17 protein-coding genes are annotated in these 21,170 nt (G+C 64.8%); 11 read left to right on the top strand and 6 right to left on the bottom strand.

Annotated features, from left to right (window positions below; translation table 11 throughout):
• Positions 1 to 60: 60 nt before the first annotated feature.
• The 9 genes from ISX93_RS03300 (at position 61) to ISX93_RS03260 (ending at position 12,695) form a co-directional block, all read left to right on the top strand.
• Positions 61 to 909: an SDR family NAD(P)-dependent oxidoreductase gene (locus tag ISX93_RS03300; RefSeq protein ID WP_195777287.1), complete on the top strand. Its 849-nt coding sequence runs from the start codon at positions 61 to 63 to the stop codon at positions 907 to 909.
• 39 nt (positions 910 to 948) lie between these two features.
• A complete protein-coding gene (locus tag ISX93_RS03295; RefSeq protein WP_195777286.1) occupies positions 949 to 2,811 on the top strand; it encodes a DUF3604 domain-containing protein in 1,863 nt (620 codons plus the stop codon).
• 78 nt (positions 2,812 to 2,889) lie between these two features.
• On the top strand, positions 2,890 to 5,205 hold the full coding sequence (locus ISX93_RS03290; RefSeq protein WP_195777285.1) for an arylsulfatase: 2,316 nt from the start codon (positions 2,890 to 2,892) through the stop codon (positions 5,203 to 5,205).
• Between the two features lie 19 nt (positions 5,206 to 5,224).
• A complete protein-coding gene (locus tag ISX93_RS03285) occupies positions 5,225 to 7,096 on the top strand; it encodes a DUF3604 domain-containing protein (RefSeq protein WP_195777284.1) in 1,872 nt (623 codons plus the stop codon).
• A 14-nt stretch (positions 7,097 to 7,110) separates the two neighbouring features.
• Positions 7,111 to 8,985 carry a DUF3604 domain-containing protein gene (locus tag ISX93_RS03280; RefSeq protein WP_195777283.1) on the top strand — a complete coding sequence of 625 codons (1,875 nt, stop codon included), beginning with the start codon at positions 7,111 to 7,113 and terminating at the stop codon, positions 8,983 to 8,985.
• Positions 8,978 to 9,592: a hypothetical protein gene (locus tag ISX93_RS03275; RefSeq protein WP_195777282.1), complete on the top strand. Its 615-nt coding sequence runs from the start codon at positions 8,978 to 8,980 to the stop codon at positions 9,590 to 9,592. The genes ISX93_RS03280 and ISX93_RS03275 overlap by 8 nt, the downstream gene beginning before the upstream one ends.
• A 145-nt stretch (positions 9,593 to 9,737) precedes the next feature.
• Complete coding sequence (locus ISX93_RS03270) at positions 9,738 to 10,760, top strand: NAD-dependent epimerase/dehydratase family protein (protein WP_195777281.1); 1,023 nt, start codon at positions 9,738 to 9,740, stop codon at positions 10,758 to 10,760.
• A gap of 79 nt (positions 10,761 to 10,839) precedes the next feature.
• Positions 10,840 to 11,796, top strand: coding sequence for a VOC family protein (locus tag ISX93_RS03265; RefSeq protein WP_195777280.1), 957 nt, complete (start codon positions 10,840 to 10,842; stop codon positions 11,794 to 11,796).
• A gap of 92 nt (positions 11,797 to 11,888) precedes the next feature.
• Positions 11,889 to 12,695 carry an SDR family NAD(P)-dependent oxidoreductase gene (locus tag ISX93_RS03260; protein WP_195777279.1) on the top strand — a complete coding sequence of 269 codons (807 nt, stop codon included), beginning with the start codon at positions 11,889 to 11,891 and terminating at the stop codon, positions 12,693 to 12,695.
• A gap of 110 nt (positions 12,696 to 12,805) precedes the next feature.
• Here the strand turns inward: ISX93_RS03260 and amrS are convergent, their stop codons facing one another.
• From amrS to ISX93_RS03235, 5 genes are all read right to left on the bottom strand, one after another.
• Positions 12,806 to 13,894 (bottom strand): AmmeMemoRadiSam system radical SAM enzyme, encoded by a 1,089-nt coding sequence (gene amrS, locus ISX93_RS03255; RefSeq protein WP_195777278.1) that lies wholly within the window; start codon positions 13,892 to 13,894, stop codon positions 12,806 to 12,808.
• A complete protein-coding gene (gene amrB / locus ISX93_RS03250; RefSeq protein ID WP_195777277.1) occupies positions 13,887 to 15,251 on the bottom strand; it encodes an AmmeMemoRadiSam system protein B in 1,365 nt (454 codons plus the stop codon). The genes amrS and amrB overlap by 8 nt, the downstream gene beginning before the upstream one ends.
• Positions 15,252 to 15,349: 98 nt before the next feature.
• Positions 15,350 to 16,180: an SDR family NAD(P)-dependent oxidoreductase gene (locus tag ISX93_RS03245; protein ID WP_195777276.1), complete on the bottom strand. Its 831-nt coding sequence runs from the start codon at positions 16,178 to 16,180 to the stop codon at positions 15,350 to 15,352.
• Positions 16,181 to 16,222: 42 nt separating this feature from the next.
• Positions 16,223 to 17,209 carry an NAD-dependent epimerase/dehydratase family protein gene (locus ISX93_RS03240; RefSeq protein WP_195777275.1) on the bottom strand — a complete coding sequence of 329 codons (987 nt, stop codon included), beginning with the start codon at positions 17,207 to 17,209 and terminating at the stop codon, positions 16,223 to 16,225.
• A 3-nt stretch (positions 17,210 to 17,212) separates the two neighbouring features.
• Positions 17,213 to 17,749, bottom strand: a complete 537-nt coding sequence (locus ISX93_RS03235; RefSeq protein WP_195777274.1) for a 2,4'-dihydroxyacetophenone dioxygenase family protein — start codon at positions 17,747 to 17,749, stop codon at positions 17,213 to 17,215.
• Between the two features lie 145 nt (positions 17,750 to 17,894).
• Between ISX93_RS03235 and ISX93_RS03230 the strand changes: the two genes are divergently transcribed.
• Complete coding sequence (locus ISX93_RS03230) at positions 17,895 to 18,899, top strand: helix-turn-helix transcriptional regulator (protein ID WP_195777273.1); 1,005 nt, start codon at positions 17,895 to 17,897, stop codon at positions 18,897 to 18,899.
• Between the two features lie 224 nt (positions 18,900 to 19,123).
• Positions 19,124 to 19,561 (top strand): HIT family protein, encoded by a 438-nt coding sequence (locus tag ISX93_RS03225; protein WP_195777272.1) that lies wholly within the window; start codon positions 19,124 to 19,126, stop codon positions 19,559 to 19,561.
• 15 nt (positions 19,562 to 19,576) lie between these two features.
• Here the strand turns inward: ISX93_RS03225 and ISX93_RS03220 are convergent, their stop codons facing one another.
• Positions 19,577 to 21,070, bottom strand: a complete 1,494-nt coding sequence (locus tag ISX93_RS03220) for a DUF1254 domain-containing protein (protein ID WP_195777271.1) — start codon at positions 21,068 to 21,070, stop codon at positions 19,577 to 19,579.
• Positions 21,071 to 21,170: the final 100 nt, after the last annotated feature.

Raw genomic sequence — 21,170 nt, 5'->3', positions numbered from 1 at the left:
AGGGCGTAGGGTGGGCTTCAGGCCACCCTACGCCAATCTGACTTTTTACAGGATCCAGCAATGTCCAACGCACTTGCCACACTCAACGGAAAAACTGTCCTGGTCACCGGTGCGGCCTCCGGCATCGGTCTGGAATGCGCCAAGGCCTATGCCCGTCAGGGCGCGCGCATTGTGCTGACGGATATCAACGCGGCGGCGCTGGAAATTGCCAGGGCCGAGATCAGTGCGCTGGGTGTGCCCTGTCTGGCGCTGCTGTGCAACGTCGGTGATAGCGCCTCGATCAGTGCCTGCGCCGCAGCGGTGAGCCAGGAGTGGGGCGCGCTGGATGTGCTGGTCAACAATGCCGGGATCTTCTATCTGGGCGGCTTCATGGAGACCGATGCGGCCATCTGGCAACGCATGTTCCAGATCAATGTGCTGGGCGTTGTGGAGATGACGCGCGCCTTCCTGCCAGCCATGCGTGCCGCCAGCGGCGCACGGCGCATCGTCAACATCGCCTCGTTAGGGGGCTTTCTGCCCGCACCGAATATCTCGGCCTATGCCATGAGCAAGCACGCCGTGGTCGGCCTCTCCGAAGCGCTGGCGATGGAATTGACCGGCAGCAATGTCGGCGTCACCGTGGTTTGTCCGGGCGTCATCAACACGCCGCTGCTGGGCGGACGCAATGCCGGGGCCAATATCACCGAGCGCCAGTTGCAGATGCAGGCGGATTACTACCGCACGCACGGCTGTCACCCGAGCGAAGTGGCCAGCGCTGTGGTCAAGGCCACACAGCAGGGTATCGCCTATTGTTACACCGGTCCCAAGGCCAAGTTGGGCATCTATGCCGTGCGCTTCTCACGTCGACTGGCGCGCTGGTTCTCCATACGTGGCGCACGCGACAACGGTTACCTTGACCCGGGTGCCTGAATAACGACGTGATCAAATAATTCCAAGAAAGGTCAGCACATGAAACGCACATTCCTCGGTCTGTCCATTGCCTGCGCGCTGCCAGCGATTGCTGTTGCCGCGGATTTCTCGCCAACCCTCAAGCAGCCGCTGGCCGACCATGTGTACTGGGGCGACACGCACCTGCACACCATGTATTCCACCGATGCCGGCATGATTGGCAACAACCTGTCGCCGGACGACGCGCTGCGCTTTGCCAAGGGCGAGACGGTCACCTCCTCGCTGGGCATGCGCGCCCGGCTCAGGCAGCCGCTGGACTTTCTGGTGGTCGCCGACCATGCGGAGAACCTCGGCTTGCCGGTGCTGATCCGCGAATCCAATCCGGAGCTTTTGAAAGAGCCGTGGGGCAAGGCCGTGCATGATCTGGTCAAGGCGGGGAAGGGCTGGCAGGCCTATGCCAAGTGGGGCATGGAGGGCATGGCCAAGGGCAAGGATCCGATGCCCAACCCCAAGCTGGTGCGCATCGCCTGGGAGGACATCGTCGAGCAGGTCGATCAGCATAACCAGCCCGGGCGCTTCACCGCCTTCCACGGCTTTGAATGGACCTCGACGGTGGGCGCCGCCAACCTGCACCGCAACGTGATTTTTCGCGATGGCAAGGACAAGGCGTTGCAAGTCCTGCCACTGTCGACCTTCGACACCAATGACCCGGAAAGACTCTGGGACTATCTGGAAACCTACGAGCAGAAAACCGGTGGCAAGGTGCTGGCGATTCCGCACAACGGCAATATTTCTCAGGGCCTGATGTTCGATGACGTCACCCTGACCGACAAGCGTCCGCTGGACAAGGCGTATGCCGAGCGGCGCATGCGCTGGGAGCCGCTCTACGAAGTCACGCAGATCAAGGGTGATGGCGAGACGCATCCGGCGCTGTCAGCGACGGACGAGTTTGCCGATTTCTATACCTGGGACAAGGGCGACTTTGGCTTCTCGGCCAAGACCGCGGACATGCTGCCCAGAGAGTACGCGCGCTCCGCGCTCAAGCGTGGTCTGGCCTATGAAGAAAAACTCGGGGCCAACCCGTTCCAGTTCGGCATGATCGGTGCCACCGACAGCCATACCGGTTTGGCCAGCGCCGAGGAGGATAATTTCTTCGGCAAGTTCACCGGCGTCGAACCCGGTGCCGGCGAGCGCCGCTATACCGATCCGGTGATTCAGGATCGCCGGCCAGGCAACCAGGGCGAAATCACCATGCAGCACTACAAGGCCATGGCCGGTGGTCTGGCGGGTATCTGGGCCCATGAAAACACCCGCGAAGCCCTGTGGGATGCCATGGCGCGCAAGGAAGTCTATGCCAGTACCGGCACCCGTCTGACCGTGCGGGTGTTTGCCGGGCAGGATTTCAGTGCCGATGATCTCAACCGCTCCGACTTCGCCGCCAATGGCTACGCCAAAGGCGTGCCGATGGGTGGCCAGCTGCAGGCCGATGCCGGCAAACCCGCGCCGATGCTGCTGATCCAGGCCCTGCGTGAGCCGGACGGGGCCAATCTGGATCGTATCCAGGTGATCAAGGGCTGGCTGGATAGCAACGGCGCGCAACAGGAGCAGGTCTACGATGTGGCCTGGTCCGGCGAGCGCAAGCCGGACGCCAACGGCAAGCTGCCGGCGGTGGGCAATACCGTGAATGTCGAGCAAGCCAGTTACCGCAACAGTATTGGCGCACCGATGCTGCAGGCCGCCTGGCGCGATCCGGATTTCGACCCGCAGCAGCGCGCCTTCTATTACGTGCGCGTGCTGGAGATTCCAACGCCCAGTTGGCTGGCCTATGACCGCAAGCAGTTCGGCCTGCCGCTGCCGGCCGATGCACAGCTGGTGCTGCAGGAGCGTGCCTACACCTCGCCGGTGTGGATAGCGCCACGCTGATCGCCATGACCACTTACCACTGGCAGCCGCCGCGCTAATTGACGTGGCTGCTGCGAACACGGTTACCCGGAGACTGATATGAAACAACTGTGCATTGCCTTGCTGGCCGCGTTTTTCACGCTGACCGGTCATGCCCAAACCAGCATCTCGCGCGAGGTGTTGCCACCGGCGGCGCCGGCGTTCGCCGGCAAGATCGGCAACAACTACAAGGAATCCACGCCCGACTTCAACCCGGCCCTGCCGCTCAAGGCTCCCGAGGGCGCAGCGAACATCCTGGTGGTGGTGCTGGACGATGTCGGTTTTGGCCAGCTCGGTGCCTATGGCGGGCCGATCGACACGCCCAATATCGACCGCCTCGCTGCCCAGGGCCTGCGCTACAACAACTTCCACACCACCGCGCTGTGTTCGCCGTCGCGCGCGGCGCTGCTCACCGGGCGCAATCATCATGCGGTGGGCATGGCTGCCATCACCGAAGCCGCGACCGGGTTCCCCGGCAATTACGGCAGCATTCCCAAGAGTGCCGGCACCATCGCCGAAATCCTCAAGCAGAATGGCTACAACACTTTTGCTACCGGCAAGTGGCATCTGGCGCCCTATACCGCGTACACCGCGTCCGGCCCGTTTGATCGCTGGCCATTGGGCATGGGCTTCGAGAAATACTACGGCTTCCTCGGCGGCGAAACCGACCAGTGGGCACCCTTGCTGGTGCAGGACAACAGCTTCATCGAGACGCCCGTGCGCCCCGGCTATCACCTGAGCGAAGACTTGGTCGACCGCACCATCAGCTACATCCGCGACCAGCAGCAGAGCAATACCGGCAAGCCGTTCTTCGCCTATGTCGCACTGGGCGCGGCGCACGCACCGCTGCATGCGCCGCGTGAATACATCGACAAATACCGTGGCAAGTTCGATCAGGGCTGGGACAAGTTGCGCGAAGAAACCTTCGCCCGGCAGAAAGCCCTGGGCATCATCCCGGCCAATGCCGTGCTGCCACCACGCAACCCCGGCGTTGCCGCGTGGGATTCCCTTACTCCCGAGCAGCGCAAGGTCTATAGCCGCCTGCAGGAGGTGTATGCCGGTTTCCTCGATCACGCCGACCACAACCTCGGCCGCCTGTTCGCTGCTCTCGATGCCATGCAGTTGCGCGACAACACGCTGATCCTGCTGGTTTCCGACAATGGCGCCTCGCAAGAAGGTTTGCAGAACGGCGCGATGAATACCGACCGCTTCCGCAACTTCACCCCCGAGAGCGTGCCGGAGATGCTAGGCAAGCTCGATCAGGCCGGCAGCGCTGCGACCGATCCGCATTACCCGATGGGCTGGGCGGCCGCCGGCAATAGCCCGTTCAAGCGCTGGAAGCAGGACACCCACAGCGGTGGCAACACCGACCCGCTGATCATTTCCTGGCCGGCGAAGATCAAGGATGCCGGCGCGATTCGCAGCCAGTACCACCATCTGGTCGACGTGATGCCGATGCTGCTCGAAGCCGCGAAAGTACCCATGCCCACCTTGATCAACGGCGTGGCGCAGATGCCGCTGCAAGGGGTGAACATGGCGTACACCCTGACGGAGCCAAACACACCTACCAAGAAGCACGTGCAGTACTACGAAATGCTCGGCAGCCGGGCGATCTGGTCCGATGGCTGGAGTGCGGTGGCCTGGCACCAGAAGGACACCCCGTGGGAAGCCGATAAATGGGAGCTGTACAACACCGATATCGATTTCAACCAGTCCAACGATCTGGCCAGCCAGCACCCGGAAAAACTCGCCGCGCTGCAACAGCTGTGGCAGGCCGAGGCCGAGAAATACAACGTGCTGCCGCTGGATGACCGCCGCTATGAGCGCGCCGCCGATCCCACACGTCCGGTGACGGCGATTGCCAAGCGCGAATACGTGTTCTATCCCGGCACCTCGATCCTGCACCCGCTGGCCGCACCGCAACTGAATGGCCGCGCGCACACTATCAGCGCGCAGGTCGACATCCCCGCGCAAGGCGCCGAGGGTGTGCTGGCCTGTTCCGGTGGCGAGTTTGGCGGCTGGTCGCTGTTCATTCAGGGCGGCAAGCTGCACTACGCGCACAACTACCTGAAGATCGAGGAATACCTGGTGTCGTCCGCCAAGGCCGTACCAGCGGGCCAGCATGAGGTGAGTGTCAGCTTCACCCCGACCGGCAAGTCGCTCAAGCCGGACTTCTTCACCGGCGACGTGACGCTGTCGATCGATGGCCAGCAGGTCGGCGAGCTCAAGGGCATCAAGGTTGCCCGGCAGTACAGCGCCGTTACCGGCTATGGCCTGCTGATCGGGCGCAACACCGGCACGCCGGTCAGCCACCTGTACCAGCCGCCGTTCGCTTTTGCTGGCGGGCTGGAGCGGGTGAAGATTCAAATCCAATAACCGGGCGGGAAAGGACTACATGAAAACAACAATCACACGGCTTTCCGTCGCCATCACCCTGTCGTCGCTGTCCTGGATGAGCCAGGCGGCCAGCGAATATTCGCCCAACGTCGGCCAGGCCTTGCCGAACCGGGTGCTGTTCGGCGACACCCACCTGCACACGGCTTATTCGACCGATGCCGGCATGCTCGGCAATCGTCTCGGGCCGGCCGCAGCCTACCGCTTTGCCATGGGCGAGGAGGTCACCTCGAGCACCGGGGTGAAGGCCAAGCTGGCACGGCCGCTGGATTTTCTGGTGGTCGCCGATCATGCCGAGAATCTGGGCTTTCCGGTGCAGCTGGCGCAAGGCAATGCCAAGCTGCTGGGTAATGCCTTCGGACAGAAAATGATCGAATTCGTCAAGGCCAAACAGTTTGCCGAAGCCTTTGCCTACTGGCGCAGCCAGCGCATGGCCGGCACTGATCCAACTGCCGGCCTGGGCCTGGAGAAAGATGCCTGGGACCAGCTGACCACCCTGGCCGACCAGTACAACCAGCCGGGGCGCTTCACCGCACTGATCGGCTTCGAGTGGACCTCCGCGCCGGGCGGCCGCAACCTGCACCGCAACGTGATCTTCCGCGACGACAAGAGCAAGGCCGGCAGCATCACGCCGTTCTCCACCTACGACTCCCCTGATCCGGAACAGCTCTGGCAGTGGATGGCCGACTATGAAGCCAAGAGCGGCGGCAAGGTGCTGGCGATTCCGCACAACGGCAACCTGTCCAACGGGCTGATGTTCGACGACGTCACCCTGACCACGCAGAAGCCGCTCGACAAGGCCTATGCCGAACGCCGCGCGCGCTGGGAGCCGGTGGTCGAAGTCACGCAGATGAAAGGCACTGGCGAGACCCACCCGTTGCTGTCGCCGAATGACGAGTTCGCCAACTTCGAGCTGCTCGATAAAGCCGCGCTGGCCGGCCCGGTGCCGACCACGCCGGAGATGTACCCGCGCGAATATGCCCGTGCCGCCCTCGAACGCGGCCTGGCTTACGAGGCCAAACTGGGTGCCAACCCGTTCAAGTTCGGCATGATCGGCTCCACCGATTCGCACACCTCGCTGGCCACGTCGGAGGAAAACAACTTCTTCGGCAAGGTCACCCCGGTTGAGCCCAGCCCCAGGCCCGAACGTTTCAACGAGTTGATCACCGGGCGTATGCCCAATGCGCCAGCGGTCATCCAGCAGGCCATGTGGAAAGCCTCGGCCTCCGGTCTGGCGGCGGTCTGGGCGCGCGAAAATACCCGCGAAGCGATCTGGGACGCACTGGCGCGCAAGGAGGTGTACGCCACCACCGGCACCCGCCTGGAAGTGCGCGTATTTGCCGGGACGGATTTCACCGCAGCCGACCTGACCCGCGCCGACTGGGTAGCCAACGGTTACGCCAAGGGTGTGCCGATGGGCGGTGACCTGCAGGTGAATGCGCAAAGCCAGGCCCCAAGCCTGTTGATCAAGGCCTCACGCTCGGCGGACGGCGCCAACCTGGATCGCATCCAGGTGATCAAGGGCTGGCTGGATAGTCAGGGCCAGACCCAGGAAAAAGTCTATGACGTGGCCTGGTCAGGCGCACGCCAGCCCGGCAAGGACGGCAAGCTGCCGCCGGTGGGCAACACGGTCGACGTGAAAAACGCCAGCTACAGCAACAGCATCGGCGCGCCGGAACTGGAAACCTACTGGCAGGACCCGGCATTCAAGGCCGGCGAGAAGGCCTTCTATTACGTGCGCGTGCTGGAAATCCCGACCCCGCGCTGGACCGTTTACGACGCCAAGGTGTTCGGCACCACGCTGCCTGACGAAGCGCCGACCGCCATTCAAGACCGTGCCTACACCTCGCCGGTGTGGGTCAACAGCCTGTAACAGGAGAATTGTCCATGAAGCTCAATCCCATCACGCTGTCGGTTGCCCTGGCGCTGGCCACCAGCTCCGGCGCCACGCTGACTGCCGAATACTCGCCCAATGTCGGCCAGACTTTCCCCAACCAGGTGCTGTTTGGTGACACCCACCTGCACAGCAGTTATTCGACCGACGCCGGCATGGCCGGCAACCGACTCGGCCCGGAGCAGGCCTACCGGTTTGCCCTGGGCGAAGAAGTCACCGCGAGCATGGGCATGAAAGCCAGGCTGGCGCGGCCGCTGGATTTTCTGGTGGTCGCGGATCACTCGGAAAACCTTGGCCTGGCCCCGGCGATCATGGAAAAGAATGCCGACCTGTTGAGCAATCCGTGGGGCAAGCAGCTCTATGACCTGGTGATGTCGGGTGCCGCTCCGGAAGCCTACATGACCTGGATGAAGGCCATTTACGTGCGCCAGGACCCGCTCAAGGGCAGCCCGTTGCAGCAGACCTACTGGCAGCGCCTGACCGCCGCGGCGGAAAAGTACAACCAGCCGGGGCGCTTCACCGCACTGATCGGCTACGAGTGGACCTCGATGCCGGGTGGCAACAACCTGCACCGCAATGTGATCTTCCGCGACGACAAGGCCAAGGCCGACCAGATCGTGCCGCTCTCCGCCTATGACACCGAAGACCCGGAAAAACTCTGGGAGTGGATGGCCGATTACGAGAAGAAAACCGGCGGCAAGCTGCTGGCGATTGCGCACAACGGCAACCTGTCCAATGGCCTGATGTTCGACGACGTCACCCTGTCCGACAAGAAGCCGCTGGACAAGGACTACGCCCTGCGGCGCATGCGCTGGGAGCCGATCTATGAGGTCACGCAGATCAAGGGCGATGGCGAATCCCATCCAGCGCTCTCGCCGAGCGACGAGTTTGCCGATTTCGGTACCTGGGACAAGGGCAGCTTCGGCCCACAGGCCAAGACCGCAGAGATGCTGCCGCGTGAGTATGCCCGCGAAGCGCTCAAGCGCGGCCTGGCCTACGAGGCCAAGCTGGGCGCCAACCCGTTCAAGTTCGGCATGATCGGTTCCACCGATGCGCACACTTCGCTGTCCACCAGCGAAGAAGACAACTTCTTCGGCAAGGTCTCCCTGCTGGAGCCTTCGACCAACGTGGCCTACCGCTTCAATGAAGTGATTGCCGGCCGCTCGCCGAACCCGGAGGGCAAGGATATTCGCCAGTACGCCTGGCAATCGCTGGCTTCGGGCATAGCCGCGGTGTGGGCGCGGGAAAACACTCGGGAAGCAATCTGGGACGCACTGGCGCGCAAGGAGGTCTACGCCACCACCGGTACCCGTCTGCAAGTGCGCGTGTTTGCCGGTGATTTCAGCCCGGCTGACCTGACCCGTGACGACTGGGTCGCCAACGGCTACGCCAAAGGCGTGCCGATGGGCGGTGACCTGAACGGGCAGGGCACTGGCAAAGCCCCCAGCCTGCTGATCAAGGCGTCACGCTCGGCCGACGGGGCCAACCTCGATCGCATCCAGGTGGTCAAGGGCTGGCTGGATGGCAAGGGCCAGACCCAGGAAAAGGTCTATGACGTGGCCTGGTCCGGCACGCGCCAACCGGGCAAGGACGGCAAGCTGCCGGCGGTGGGCAACACCGTCGACGTGAAAAACGCCACTTACAGCAACAGCATCGGCGCGCCGGTACTCGAAGCCTACTGGCAGGACCCGGCGTTCAAGGCCGACCAGAAGGCCTTCTACTACGTGCGCGTGCTGGAAATCCCGACCCCGACCTGGACGGTCCACGACGCCAAGGTGTTCGGTACCACACCACCCAAGGAAGCCCCCACCAGCCTGCAGGACCGCGCCTATACCTCGCCGGTCTGGTACACCCCGGGCAATGGCTGATTATCCGCGGCGAACACTGACTCGGGCAGGCCTGCGGGCAGTCGCCCTGGTCGTGCTCTGCACCGGCACGCAGCTGCCGGGGCCGCTGCTCGCCTGCGGTTACGAGGACCCGGCGAGTGTCGCGCTGGGTTCACTCAACTTTACCTACCCGAATGCCTTGTACGTCGGCACGGCCGTCTGGCAGGCACGCCAGAACGGGCTGCTGCCGCCGCAGGCCAACCCGCCGGCAACCGGTCCGGAGGCGGCCATGCGCGCGGGGCAGGACGCGCGCCTGCAAGCCATGCGCACGCTGTACCAGCTGCGCCGGCACCTGACCGGTGCGCCGGAACTGCCGACGCTGGCCATCGTCTTCACCCCGGCAGTCATGTGGTCGCGCCTGTCGCCGCAGGGCGAGCGCCTCGGCCTGCAGATGCACGTCAGCGGCCCCGAGCCGGACGATGTGGTGATGGTGACCGAGCCGGCGGCCCTGCAGGCCTGGATCAGCCGCAGCCTCACTGTCGCGCAACTGATCGAACATGGCCTGATCCGCTTGTATGGCGGCGAAGAGCCTGTGGCCAGGGTCAGGGCCGCGCTCGATCGCGCGGAGGCCCGCAGGAACGCCGCCTGAGCATGGTCCCGGTGGTGGCGGAACGGCGCCTGATTCTGTCTTTGATTCTAAAAAAATTGACTCGCAGGAAAAAGAATTGTCCGGCGTTTGACCTCATTATGCATGCCATCGAAACCTGCCCGCAGACACAGATCAGGAACTCATCATGGCCCGTAGCAAAGCGTCAACCGAGCAAGGCAAGCTGCCGATCAGCGCACCGCAATCGGTCTTCATCACCGGTGCCAGCGGCTTTATCGGCCGCGCCCTGGGCGAGCGCTACCGCGCGCTGGGTGCCGAGGTGCGCGGCATGGATCTGCGTGCCGACAAGCAGAACGGCATAGTCGCTGGCAACCTGACCGACCCCAAGTCCTGGGCCAAACATGCCAAGGGCTGCGAACTGTTCATCAACACCGCGGCGATCGTTTCGACCAATGCTCCGTGGCAGCTGTACCGCGACGTCACCATCCAGGGCGTACGCAACGCTCTGGACGTGGCGATTGCCGGTGGCGCCAAGCGCTTTCTGCACTATTCCACCGTTGCGGTGCTGGGCTGGGAGTCCACCGGCGATGCCGACGAAAAGCAGCCGGTCATCATCGGCGAGCAGTACCGCTACGGCGTGGCCAAGGGTGCCAGCGAGCATGCGGTGCTGGCGGCCCATGCGGCCGGTGAAATTGCCTGCACCATCGTCCGCCCCGGCGATGTCTACGGACCGGGTTCGCGGGCCTGGCTGAACGTGCCGCTGGAGATGTGCCGCAAGGGCATGATGACGCTGCCGGCCAACGGCGAGGGGCTGTTCAGCCCGGTGTACATCGACGACCTGCTCGACGGCACCATGCTCGCCGCCGGTCTGGATGCCGGCAGCGGCAACATCTTCCATATCAGCGGCGGTCATACGGTCAGCTGCAAGGAATTCTTCAGCAACCACTGGCACTGGGCGGGCCGCAGCGGCTCGCCGCGTTGCGTTTCCACGCCGGTGGCCGTGGCGTTGACCAGCGCCATCGAGAAGGTTAACCGGCTGCTCGGGCGGCAGGACGAAACCGGTCCCGACGCCATGTACATGCTGGCGCGCAAGGGTGGCTACTCGATTGCCAAGGCGCAGAGGCTGCTGGGCTACCAGCCGCAAGTCGGGCTGGCGGAAGGCTTGCAACGCTCCGCAGCCTGGCTGCGTGAGACCGGCGAGATCCAGTAAGCAGCCCGCACAGTTGATTCCATCCATGACGCCCACAGCACCACTCCATTCAGCCCCGCAATCCCAGAGGAGCACGCCCTTGAAACCGCGCATGAACCAGATCGCCCTGAGCGTCGTTGACCGCGAGGCCTCCAAGACCTTTTACGCCGCGCTGTTCAAGCTTGCCCATGTCGGTGGCACGCATTTCACCGGCAAGGTGACGGAGCAGGTGCAGGGCATGCCCGGTGCCACCTCGGATGTCGCCTGGCTGATGGATGACCGCGAGTTCTTCCAGCTGGAGCTGTTCCAGTTCAGCACGCCGGTGCCGCGTGCCTATGCAGCCAATCGCCAGCCCTGGGATATCGGCTACAGCCGCCTGGCGGTGGAAGTCGCCGACCTGCCGGGCTTCCATGCCAGCTGTGTGGCACGCGGCGTCCAGGGACTTGGCCCGATCCGGCAGGTCGCGGGCAAAGACTATTTCGTGATGACCGACCCCAACGGCGTGCTGATCGAAGTCGGCAGGGCCAGCCGGCCGATCGGCGCCGGCGTCGGTGCGCGACTGGTCGGCGTGGCGCTGTCCGTGCCGAACCTGGGCGTCGCCGTGCAATCGTTCCAGCACGCCATCGGCTGCCCGCTGCTCGACTCGGCCCCGGCCGACAAGGGCGTGCTGTGGGATGAGCCGCCCGGCGAGAAGCGCAGCGTGCTGCTGGATGCCGGCACCTGCTGGCTGGAAATCAGCGAGTACCAGAACCCGGCCCCGGCGCCCTGGCCGGCGGGTTACCGCATCAGCGATCACGGCCTGCTCAACGTGGCCTTCGGTTCGCGCGATGCCGGCGAACTCCGCGGGCTCTACCAGCGCATGGTGGCTGCCGGCTTCAGGCCCAATACCGAACTGGTCAGCTCCGCAGGTCAGGTGCTGGTGACCTACCTCAATGACCCACAGGGCTTCAACGTCGAACTGCTGATGGTCAAGCCCTGGCTCGACGGCGTGATGGGCTTTCGCCCGGCCAACTGGTTCGATCGCATCCTGATGAAAATCATGATGGCGTTTGTCTGAACAGCAGCACTCAGTAACTGGAAATTCCTGGCAGCGCGCCCCGTGCGCGCCGTGCCAAACCTCACGAACCAAGCTAGAGACAGGTGAAACAGATGGCAGCCATGTGGAAAACAGCAGTAATTTCGGGCGGCGGCAGCGGCCTTGGCTTGCGCATGGCCGAAGAGTGCCTGAGCGCCGGGGGCAAGGTGGCCCTGCTCGATCTCGCCTATGGCGAGGCCGCCCTGGCCCGGTTGACCAAGGCTGCCGGCGGCAACCTGGAAGGCCGCGTGTGGCGCTATCAGGTGGATATGCGCCAGGGCGAGGCGGTGACCAGGGCGGCGGCCGAGGCGTTCGCGGCGCTGGGCCGCATCGACCTGGCACTGAATTCGGCTGGCGTGCAGCACGTCGGCGAATTCGAGAATATCAGCGAAGAGCAGTTCCGCCGCGTGATGGAAATCAACGTGATGGGCTCGCGCAACTTTGCCGCAGGCGTACTGCCGTACCTGCAGGAGGGAGCGCAGCTGGCGCTGATCGCCTCGCTGGCAGGCATCGTCGGCACCTACGGCTACAGCCCGTACAACGCCTCGAAATTCGCCGTGGTCGGGCTGGCCGGGGCGCTGCGCCTGGAGTGCGCACCGAAGGGCATCTGCGTCTCCTGCGTGTGTCCGCCCGAGGTCGAAACGCCGATGGTGGAGGAGGAGCGCCGCATGTCGCCGAAGGCCACCGCCAAGCTGAAGGAATTTGCCGGCACGCTGCAGGTGGAACCGGCCGTGCGCGAAATCCTCGAGCAGCTGCTGGAGCGCCGCTACATGGTCATTCCGGGCGCACGGGCACGCCTGACCTACCGGCTTGCCGGCTGGTTCCCCGGGTTGCTGCGCCGCGTCAGCGACGGCATCGTGCGCAAGGCACTGGCCAGCTGAGTGGCCGGCCTTGCGACCGCTTGATGGGTTACGGTCGTTGGCCTGACCCACCCTACAGATGAACCAATCTATAACTGCGACATAACCACCGATTGTACCGGGTGCGCGGTTCAGCTGACCGGGTTCAGGCGCACTGGTATCCGGCGCGCGCCGAAGTGCCCGGCGCTGGCGGCGAAACGCCCGGCAATCGCGGTCTGGCAGTGCGGGCAGTGGCCGCTGGCGGTCAGCTGATAGTCGAGTATCCGGTACCAGTCGCGCACGATCAGCGCTGCGTTGCAGCCGGGGCAGAAGGTGGTGTCGCCCTCGGTGTCATGCACGTTGCCGGTGTAGACGTAATGCAGGCCCTGGTCACGGCCGATCTGCCGCGCGCGGCTGAGGGTGGCCGGCGGCGTGGGCGGCACGTCGGGCATCTTGTAGTCGGGGTGGAAGGCGCTGAAATGCAGCGGCACGTCCGGCCCCAGTTCGCGGTAGACCCACTGGCACAGCGCCTCGATCTCGGCGCTCGAATCGTTGTAGCCGGGAATCAGCAGGGTGGTGATCTCGGTCCAGACCTTGGTTTCGTGGTGCAGGTAGACCAGGGTGTCGAGCACTGGCTGCAGGTGCGCGCCGGTGAGCTTGTAGTAGAACTCGTCGGTGAAGGCCTTGAGGTCGACATTCGCCGCATCCATCACGGCGAAGAACTCGCGCGCCGGTTCGGCGTGGATATAGCCGGAAGTCACCGCCACGGTGCGGATGCCCAGTTCCTGGCAGGCACGGGCGGTGTCGATGGCGTACTCGGCGAAGATCACCGGGTCGTTGTAGGTGAAGGCCGCGCTGGTGCAGCCGGCGTCCCTGGCAGCCCGGGCGATCTGCTGCGGGCTGGCCTGATCCATCAGGCGGTCCATGTCGCGCGACTTGCTGATGTCCCAGTTCTGGCAGAACTTGCAGGCCAGGTTGCAGCCGGCCGTACCGAAGGACAGCACCGCAGAACCGGGGTAGAAGTGGTTGAGCGGCTTCTTCTCGATCGGGTCGATGCAGAAGCCGGATGAGCGCCCGTAAGTGGTCAGCACCATCTGCGCACCTTCGCGCTGGCGCACATAGCAGGCGCCGCGCTGGCCGTCATGCAGCTTGCAGTCGCGCGGGCACAGGTCGCACTGGATGCGCCCGTCGGGCAACGGGTGCCACCAGCGGCCCGGATGGTTCTGCGCGAGGTCAGACATGTTGCTGCTCCTGCCACTTGCTCACCGTGTAGCGCGCCAGGCGCAGCTCGGCATGCCAGAAGTCGGCGGGCAGGCCGGCCTTGCGCTTGAGCTGCGCGAGGAACTCCGCCGGCCGCGGCAGGCTGTCCCAGACCTGCGGCAGAAAGGTGCCGCGGGCGTGGCGGTACTCCAGCAATAGACCATCGATACCGGGGCGAAGTTGCGCCAGCGCGTGCTGTTCGTTGTCGAAGTGCATTGGTTCACTGGGCGACAGCAGCGACACCTCGATGCGCGTCTGCGCCAGCTCGGCGCGGCTCAGTGGCGCAAAGCGCGGGTCGCGGCTGGCGGCGGCCACCGCGTTGCCGCGCACATCCTCGACCAGCGCGCGGTGCGCCTGCAGGCTGCCGATGCAGCCGCGCAGCTCACCGCGCTGGGTCAGGGTGACGAAGCTGGCCCCGGGTTGCTGCATCCAGGCCTGTTCACCGGCGGCCTGCGCCGGCGCGCCCAGGTGCTGGCTGATCGCCGCGCGGGCGACCTGCAGCAGCGCGGCGCCTTGCGTGTCATCCAGCCGGGCCGGCGCGCTGGCCTCATGGAAGGCGATGGCGCCGTAACCGACCACGCGGGCCTTGTCGCCGGCGGTGTCGCCGGAATTGCGCAGGTCGAGCAGCTCGGCGCGCAGCGGGTGGCGGGCGGCAAACGCCAGCAGGCCGTTGACCGGGGTCGCGCCGCAAGCCTGCTGGTGGTCGAGGCCGGCCCGGCCGGCGAGGATCTGCTGCACCGTGGCGCTGTCGCTGCGCTGGGCCTGGGCATGGCTCAGGTAGTGCGAGAGGTCCGAGCTGATGACCACCAGCGTCTCCGCGCCACCCCACAGGCGTTCCAGCACCTCGGCCACCTCGGCCGCGCTGGCATCGCCTACCGCCAGTGGCACCAGCTGGAACTCGCCGAGTACCTCCTGCAGGAACGGCAGCTGCACTTCCAGCGAATGCTCCTGGGCATGCGCCGCGGCGCTGCGGCAAACCTGTGGCAGGTCGGCGATGGCGGCGATGCCGGCGCTGTCCAGCGGCACGCTGCCGAGCGGGGTGGCAAAGGTCGTACAGGCGGGCAGGGCCAGGCCGCGCACCGGCACCCGGTGCACCGGGCCCAGCAGCACCACACGTTTGATCCGTCCGGCCAGCGGCTGCAGGCGCGCATAGGCCTGTGCGGCAATCGGCCCGGAATAGACATAGCCGGCATGCGGGACGATCAGCGCCTTCGGCACCCTCGCCGGGCTGGCGGGGGCGGCGGCAGCAGCCAGCAACTGGCGTACCTCCCGGGCCAGTTGCGCCGGGTCGGCGGGGTAAAACAGGCCGGCAACGGCCGCGTGGCGAATGCTGTTCATGGAAAGCCCTCCATTCGATAGGGAATAGATGGGGACGATGCAGGTAACTGCAAGGGTGCCTGAGCGGCGGCGGATATGCGCTGTTGCGTTGCTGCCAGTCAGCCTCCGGCCTGTGCCCGGGCGTACGCCCTGGCCAGCTTGCGGTCGACGATCCAGTGGAACAAGCCGGTGGTCTTGCGCGCCAGAAAGCGCGTCAGCTTGGCCCTGCAGCCGGGGGTGATCATGAACTGGCGGCGCTGCACGCCGCGCAAAATGCCCGCCACCGCCTCATCCACCGAAAGCACGCCGGCGAAGGCATTCATTGCCTCGGTGATCGGGCTGCCATGTTCGCGCTCATAGGCTAATAGCGGCGTACTGATTTCGCCCGGACACACCACGGACACATCGATGCCGCGCAGTTTCAGTTCCGTGCGCAGGACATCGGCCAGACCGACCACGCCGAACTTGGACGCGGCGTAGGCCGCCTGCGTATAGCTGCCGACAATGCCGGACAGTGATGCCACCAGCACCAGATGGCCGCCAGCCTGCATATGCCGGAGCACGCCAGCGGCAAAGTTGCGGCTGCCCAGCAGGTTGATGCGCACCACCAGTTCGAAGGTCTCGTAGGGCAGTTCGGTGAACACTGCCGTGCGCAGAATGCCGGCCGAGTTGAAGGCTAGATCGGGCGCGCCCAGTTCGGCGGCAGCCTTATCGATCGCCGCCTCGACGGCCAACGGATCGGTGATATCGACCAGACAGGCCGCGACACGTTGCCCGGGTCTGACCTGCAGACCCTGCAACTCAGTGAGCAATTCGGCCGCCACCTTCAGGTCGAAGATCGCCACGCTGCTGCCTTCGGCAAGCAGCGCCCTGACCATGTGCAAGCCGATGCCGCTACCGCCGCCCGAGACAAACGCGACCCGTGGCGCAGCCTTTTTCCAGTTGCTCATAGATGACTCCGAATTCAGTAGAAAAGGGCGCGCTGCGGCGGCTCAGCGACGGGCGGCGAAGTGCTCCGCCAGTTCCTGCATGGCCTGTTCAAAGCCGACCCGCGGCTGATAGCCGAGCAGGCGTCGCGCCTTGTCTGTGCAGAATTCATTGGGGCCACCGGTCAGCCGATAGGACTGCCGGGTAACCAGCGGCCGCTCCTTGCGCCCGGTCAGATGTCCCAGCCACTCCAGCGTCGGCGCCAGCACCCGCGCCAGCCAGTTGGGCAGGCTTCGCGGGGGTGGCGTAGCGGCGACGCGAGCCAGGCAATTGAGGTAGGTGTTCCAGTGGATGCCGAAGCCATCGGCAGCGATGAACACCTCGCCGCGGGTGTGGTCTGAGCGTGCGGCGGCGATCAGCAGCGACACCAGGTTGTTCACATGCACCAGCCCGGCATCCCAGTCGCCGCTGCCCAGCAGGCAGGGTTTGTCTTCACGCAGCATCGGCAGGAATGAATTGACCCAGACGCTGCCGACTCCATAGACATTCGCCGGGCGCACGATGGTCGCCTTGAGCCCGCGCGCCACCCCTTCGCGGGTCACGCGCTCCTGTTCCTGCTTGCAGAACTCGTAGGGCGAGGACGGCACGCCAAGCGGACTGTCTTCGTCCAGCCGGCCCCTGGCCAGCGCGCTGGCAAACGCGCAGACGCTGGTGGTGACGACGAAATGCGCGTCCCAGCCCAGCGCCAGCTCGATCGCCTGTTCGGTGCCATGCACGGTGATGTCGACATGCGTCTGCTGCGCGCCCCAGTCGCTGACCACCGCTGCCAGATGAAACAGCGCATCCACCCGGCCGATCTGTTCGCCCAGCGCGGCGAGCGTGCGCACATCGCCGGTGACGCAGCGCACCCGTGTGCCCCATTCGGCCGGCACCGGTTCGCCGGGCAGCATCAGCGCCACCACGGCGACCTGTTCGGCCAGCAACTGGCGCACCAGATGGCGGCCGATAAAGCCGCCGGCACCGGTGACGAAAGCGGAAGTCAGTGTGCTCATGGGTTATTCGCCGAACACGATGACCTTGTCGCAGGTCTTGCCTTCGGCCATGCACAGGGCGCGATACACCATCAGGATGGTCTTGGCATCCAGCACACTGATGACATCGCCTTTCTCATTGATGTTGACGTTGCTGCCGAAGATGGCGAACCAGACCACCGCGTCTTCCTTGGCGTCTTCGGCCACGGTCAGGGTGTGCACCGAATGCGCCGGCTCGTAGAGGTAGGAGCCGGCCTTGTTGATCTTGTCCGGGTACTCCTTGTAGAACCACTCGCCGGACTGGGTCACCGCGAACACCGGGCCGGTGTGGTAGTGGGTGTCGATGCAGAAACCCGGCTTCAGACGGTTGCGCACCACCCACAGGTTCTGGTTCAGGTCGACCTGCAGCAGTTGCAGTTGTGAACCATCGGGCAGCGATACCCACGGCAGATCCTCGTCGTGAAGCAGAATCGCCTCGCGGGTGTGCTGGCGCGACACCACGCCATTGGCCTGCATGGCGGCGGCCAGCATTTCGAATACGGGGTTCTTGGCTTCGCTCATTGGTGTTCTCCAGATCATCGGGGTGGCTGGCCTGGATGCAGGCCAAGGGCAATCAATCTACGCCCCGGCAGTACGGATAAATTGATTTATCGCGAATGTTTTTTGATACTTCACGAACATTCGGCCATCCACCGGCAGGGCAGGCATGTTTCTGGTTCGCACCGGCTCCATCGAGGGTTATGAAAAGCTGGTCAGCCAGCTGGGGCAGAACCCGCCGCAGCTGCTGCGCAAGGCCGGTTTCAGCCCGGCGCAATTGCACCAGCCCAACACCTATGTGTCGTATAGCAAGCTGGCCAGTCTGCTCGACAGCAGTGCCGTGCTGTGTGATGAGCCACTCTTCGGTCTGCGCCTGGCCGCTGGGCAGAACCTGATGGTGGTCGGCGAACTGGCCCTTCCGGTCAGCCACCAACCGACGCTGAGCGCCGCACTGAGCTATTACGACCAGCACGCACACCTGCATTCACGCGGCGTGCATGTGCACCAGTTGGTGCGCGGCGAACTCGCCGAGGTCAGCCTGAGCTTCGATTTCAGCAATGCCAGCGGTCTGCTGCAGCTCAAGCAGCTGAGCGTCTGCCAGCTGTTCAACGGCATGCGGGTGATGCTGGAAAACGCCGGCCAGCAACTGAAATTCCACCTGCGCCAATCCCGCCCGAGCCAAGGCAACTGGCACTGGGATGTGCCCGCCGGGCAACTGCTGTTCGACAGCCATCTGGATGGTGTGAGCTTCCCGGCCAGCTGGCTGGCACGCAGCCCGCGCAAACTGGAAGCACTGGTGACTGACCATCTGGAGCAGCGCATCCAGTTCCTTGAATCGCGTTATCCCAACAACCTGCAGGCGCAGGTCTGTCACCTGATCAGCAATCTGTTGCCGCATGGCGAATGCACTGTCGGTAGCGTCGCTGCGGCGTTGAGTCTGCATCCGCGGGTTTTGCAGAAACGCTTGCAGGCCGTCGGCAGCAGTTTTGCCGGTTTGTTGCGCGACACCCGGCTGGAGATTGCCCAGCAGCACCTGCGACACAGCCGCCTGAGCATCACCGAGCTGGCATTGAACCTGGGGTATGCCGAGGTGGCGGTGTTCAGCCGCAATTTCAAAGCCTGGACCGGCGAGTCGCCGCTGCAGTGGCGCCAGCGGCAGCGCACCGAAGGCTGACCGGTGGTTGAGCAAGTCCCTGTACCCGTGACGTAGTGCATGAGTCACCCCCTCGGCTTTAACAGCCGCATCGCGGCGAGGGCGCCGCTCCTGCACATCAAGGCGCTGTACTGGTTCAGGCAGGGTGGTTTGGGCCAGGGGCCATGACGTGTTGCAAGGCGGGTTTTCCCCGGCGCGCCGCAGGGGTATGGTGCTGCCTTTGATCAACCGCACCCGGAGCCCCCATGAGCCTGCATGGCACTTACGACCCGCAGAACATCTTCGCCCTGATCATTCGCGGCGAGGCCCCTTGCTACAAACTCTACGAAGACGACGAGGTGCTGGCCTTCCTCGACCTGTTTCCGCAAGCCCCTGGCCACACCCTGGTGATTCCCAAGCGGGTACAGGCGCGCAACATCCTCGATGTCGACGCCGAGTCCCTCGGCAAGCTGATGGCGGTGGTGCAGCGCCTGACCCGCGTGCTGGTCGACGAACTGCAGCCGGACGGGGTGCAGGTGGCGCAGTTCAACGGCGCGCCGGCCGGGCAGACGGTGTTCCATCTGCACATGCACATCGTGCCGCGCTATGCCGGTCAGGGCCTGGGCATCCACGCGGCGCACAAGGCCGATCCGGCCGAGCTGGCGCAACTGCAGGCGCGCCTGATCCAGCGCCTGCAGGGCTGAGCAGGGCTGCGCCGCTCAGTCCCGGACACGCTCCACTGGCGGCGGCACGAACTTCCCGGACAGGGCCGCTTCCTGCGGCCCATACATGCGCAGGATCAACCAGATCGGCCCGGATTCGCCGCTGGGTAACCAGTTGGCAGCCGCGTCGCCCTCCGGCTTGTTCTGTTGCACATGGATATCGATCGAGCCATCCGCATTGCGTTTGAGTCCGGGGGTGCGGTCACCAAAGGCATAGCGGTTGAGCGGATTGGCCTTGAGCTGGTTTTCCGGGCGGCTGTACAGCGTGATCGACCAGAACTCGTTCACCGGCGGCAGGTTGTCGGCGCTGAAGTGGATGCGGTAGTTGCGCTCGCTCACCAGCGGCTGATTCTCGTGATCGAGGAAGGCCGGCAGGTAGAGTGCCTCTTCCGCCCGGTTGGCCCCATACCCCATCAGGCCGATGGCCGAGGCCAGCAAGTGTTTGTTGCCATAGGCGCCCAGGTTCGTCGCGAAGCGCCAGCCATTGCGTACCTCGCCATTTTCCTGGCCGTGCAGCATGACCCGCTGGTAGGCCGTCTCGACCGCCCGTTGCAGACCCTTGCGCTGGGCCTCGGTGAGCGCGGCGGGGTCGAAGGTGAGGCCCGGGCCGATGCCCAGCTTGGCGAACTGGCCGACCACTTCCTGGTCCTGCGCGCGTACGCCACCGAAGCTCCAGGCGCGGTTGAGCAGGCTGTAGAACTCCAGTGACTGCCACAGCGGGTTGTTCAGCTTCGGATTGGGCACCGGGGTGCCGGGGGCAATCAGCGGGTACTGCGCATCCGCATTCAGCGGCTGCAGGCGATAGGTCTTCAGCTGCGCCACCACCGGCGCAATGTCGGCCTCGACCTCCGGCTTGACCACCGTGCGCGCCTGCAGGAACACGCCGTTGGTGGGTGACTCCAGCCGCGTCACGCCCGCCGGCAACTCGCCCTGCCAACCCGGCGCCACATAGGCATAGGTGCCGGGCGCGGAGTGCACGCGCTTGCCAACATAGGCAAAGGTATTCAGCGCCCAGTCGGTGGCCTGCACGGTCCAGTAGCGCGTCGGCGTCTCGGGGATGGTCATCAGCACCGGGCCCTGGCTCAGGTCCAGCCAGGCCAGACCGTAGACGGTGTCGTTGTTCGGCGTGAAGTCGATCGCCGCCGCTGGCGTGGCCAGCCCCGGGTAGACATTGAAGGCGTTCAGCGGAGCATTCAGCGGCGCATCCGGGTTGGTGTCCTTTTCCATCAGGATCTGCGAGCGGGCATACACAGCGCCGACCACATAGGCCTGGTAACCCAGGGCAAAGGCTTCGGCTTCGGCAAACTCGTCCGGCAGCCGGTAGGGCATCGGCACCACGCAGGAGGCCGAGCTGACGCCATTGATAAACAACAGGCAGCCGGCCTTGTTGCGCAGGCTGGGGCTGGCAAGCACGGCAATCAGCAGGGCGGCCAGCAGTAGCAGGGCGGCGCGCCTCAGGTTGCGCGGCCAGGATTTTGTCGGAGCAGTCATCGTCTTGTCCTGTTCATTCGGATTGTGGTGCAGTCCCAGTAGGGTGGAAAACGCCGCACTGCGGCTTTTCCACCGTGGCGGGTAACGCGTCGCGGTTACC

It is taken from the genome of Pseudomonas sp. N040 (assembly GCF_015637705.1).
Classification (GTDB): domain Bacteria; phylum Pseudomonadota; class Gammaproteobacteria; order Pseudomonadales; family Pseudomonadaceae; genus Aquipseudomonas.
This window is presented reverse-complemented; position numbering and strand designations above follow the sequence as displayed.

Coding starts and splice junctions, on each gene's coding strand:
- ISX93_RS03275 (WP_195777282.1), top strand. CDS start 8,978: ATGGCTGATTATCCGCGGCGAACACTGACTCGGGCAGGCCTGCGGGCA.
- ISX93_RS03225 (WP_195777272.1), top strand. CDS start 19,124: ATGAGCCTGCATGGCACTTACGACCCGCAGAACATCTTCGCCCTGATC.
- ISX93_RS03220 (WP_195777271.1), bottom strand. CDS start 21,070: ATGACTGCTCCGACAAAATCCTGGCCGCGCAACCTGAGGCGCGCCGCC.
- ISX93_RS03240 (WP_195777275.1), bottom strand. CDS start 17,209: ATGAGCACACTGACTTCCGCTTTCGTCACCGGTGCCGGCGGCTTTATC.
- ISX93_RS03300 (WP_195777287.1), top strand. CDS start 61: ATGTCCAACGCACTTGCCACACTCAACGGAAAAACTGTCCTGGTCACC.
- ISX93_RS03230 (WP_195777273.1), top strand. CDS start 17,895: ATGTTTCTGGTTCGCACCGGCTCCATCGAGGGTTATGAAAAGCTGGTC.
- ISX93_RS03280 (WP_195777283.1), top strand. CDS start 7,111: ATGAAGCTCAATCCCATCACGCTGTCGGTTGCCCTGGCGCTGGCCACC.
- ISX93_RS03295 (WP_195777286.1), top strand. CDS start 949: ATGAAACGCACATTCCTCGGTCTGTCCATTGCCTGCGCGCTGCCAGCG.
- amrB (WP_195777277.1), bottom strand. CDS start 15,251: ATGAACAGCATTCGCCACGCGGCCGTTGCCGGCCTGTTTTACCCCGCC.
- ISX93_RS03270 (WP_195777281.1), top strand. CDS start 9,738: ATGGCCCGTAGCAAAGCGTCAACCGAGCAAGGCAAGCTGCCGATCAGC.
- amrS (WP_195777278.1), bottom strand. CDS start 13,894: ATGTCTGACCTCGCGCAGAACCATCCGGGCCGCTGGTGGCACCCGTTG.
- ISX93_RS03235 (WP_195777274.1), bottom strand. CDS start 17,749: ATGAGCGAAGCCAAGAACCCCGTATTCGAAATGCTGGCCGCCGCCATG.
- ISX93_RS03290 (WP_195777285.1), top strand. CDS start 2,890: ATGAAACAACTGTGCATTGCCTTGCTGGCCGCGTTTTTCACGCTGACC.
- ISX93_RS03260 (WP_195777279.1), top strand. CDS start 11,889: ATGGCAGCCATGTGGAAAACAGCAGTAATTTCGGGCGGCGGCAGCGGC.
- ISX93_RS03285 (WP_195777284.1), top strand. CDS start 5,225: ATGAAAACAACAATCACACGGCTTTCCGTCGCCATCACCCTGTCGTCG.
- ISX93_RS03245 (WP_195777276.1), bottom strand. CDS start 16,180: ATGAGCAACTGGAAAAAGGCTGCGCCACGGGTCGCGTTTGTCTCGGGC.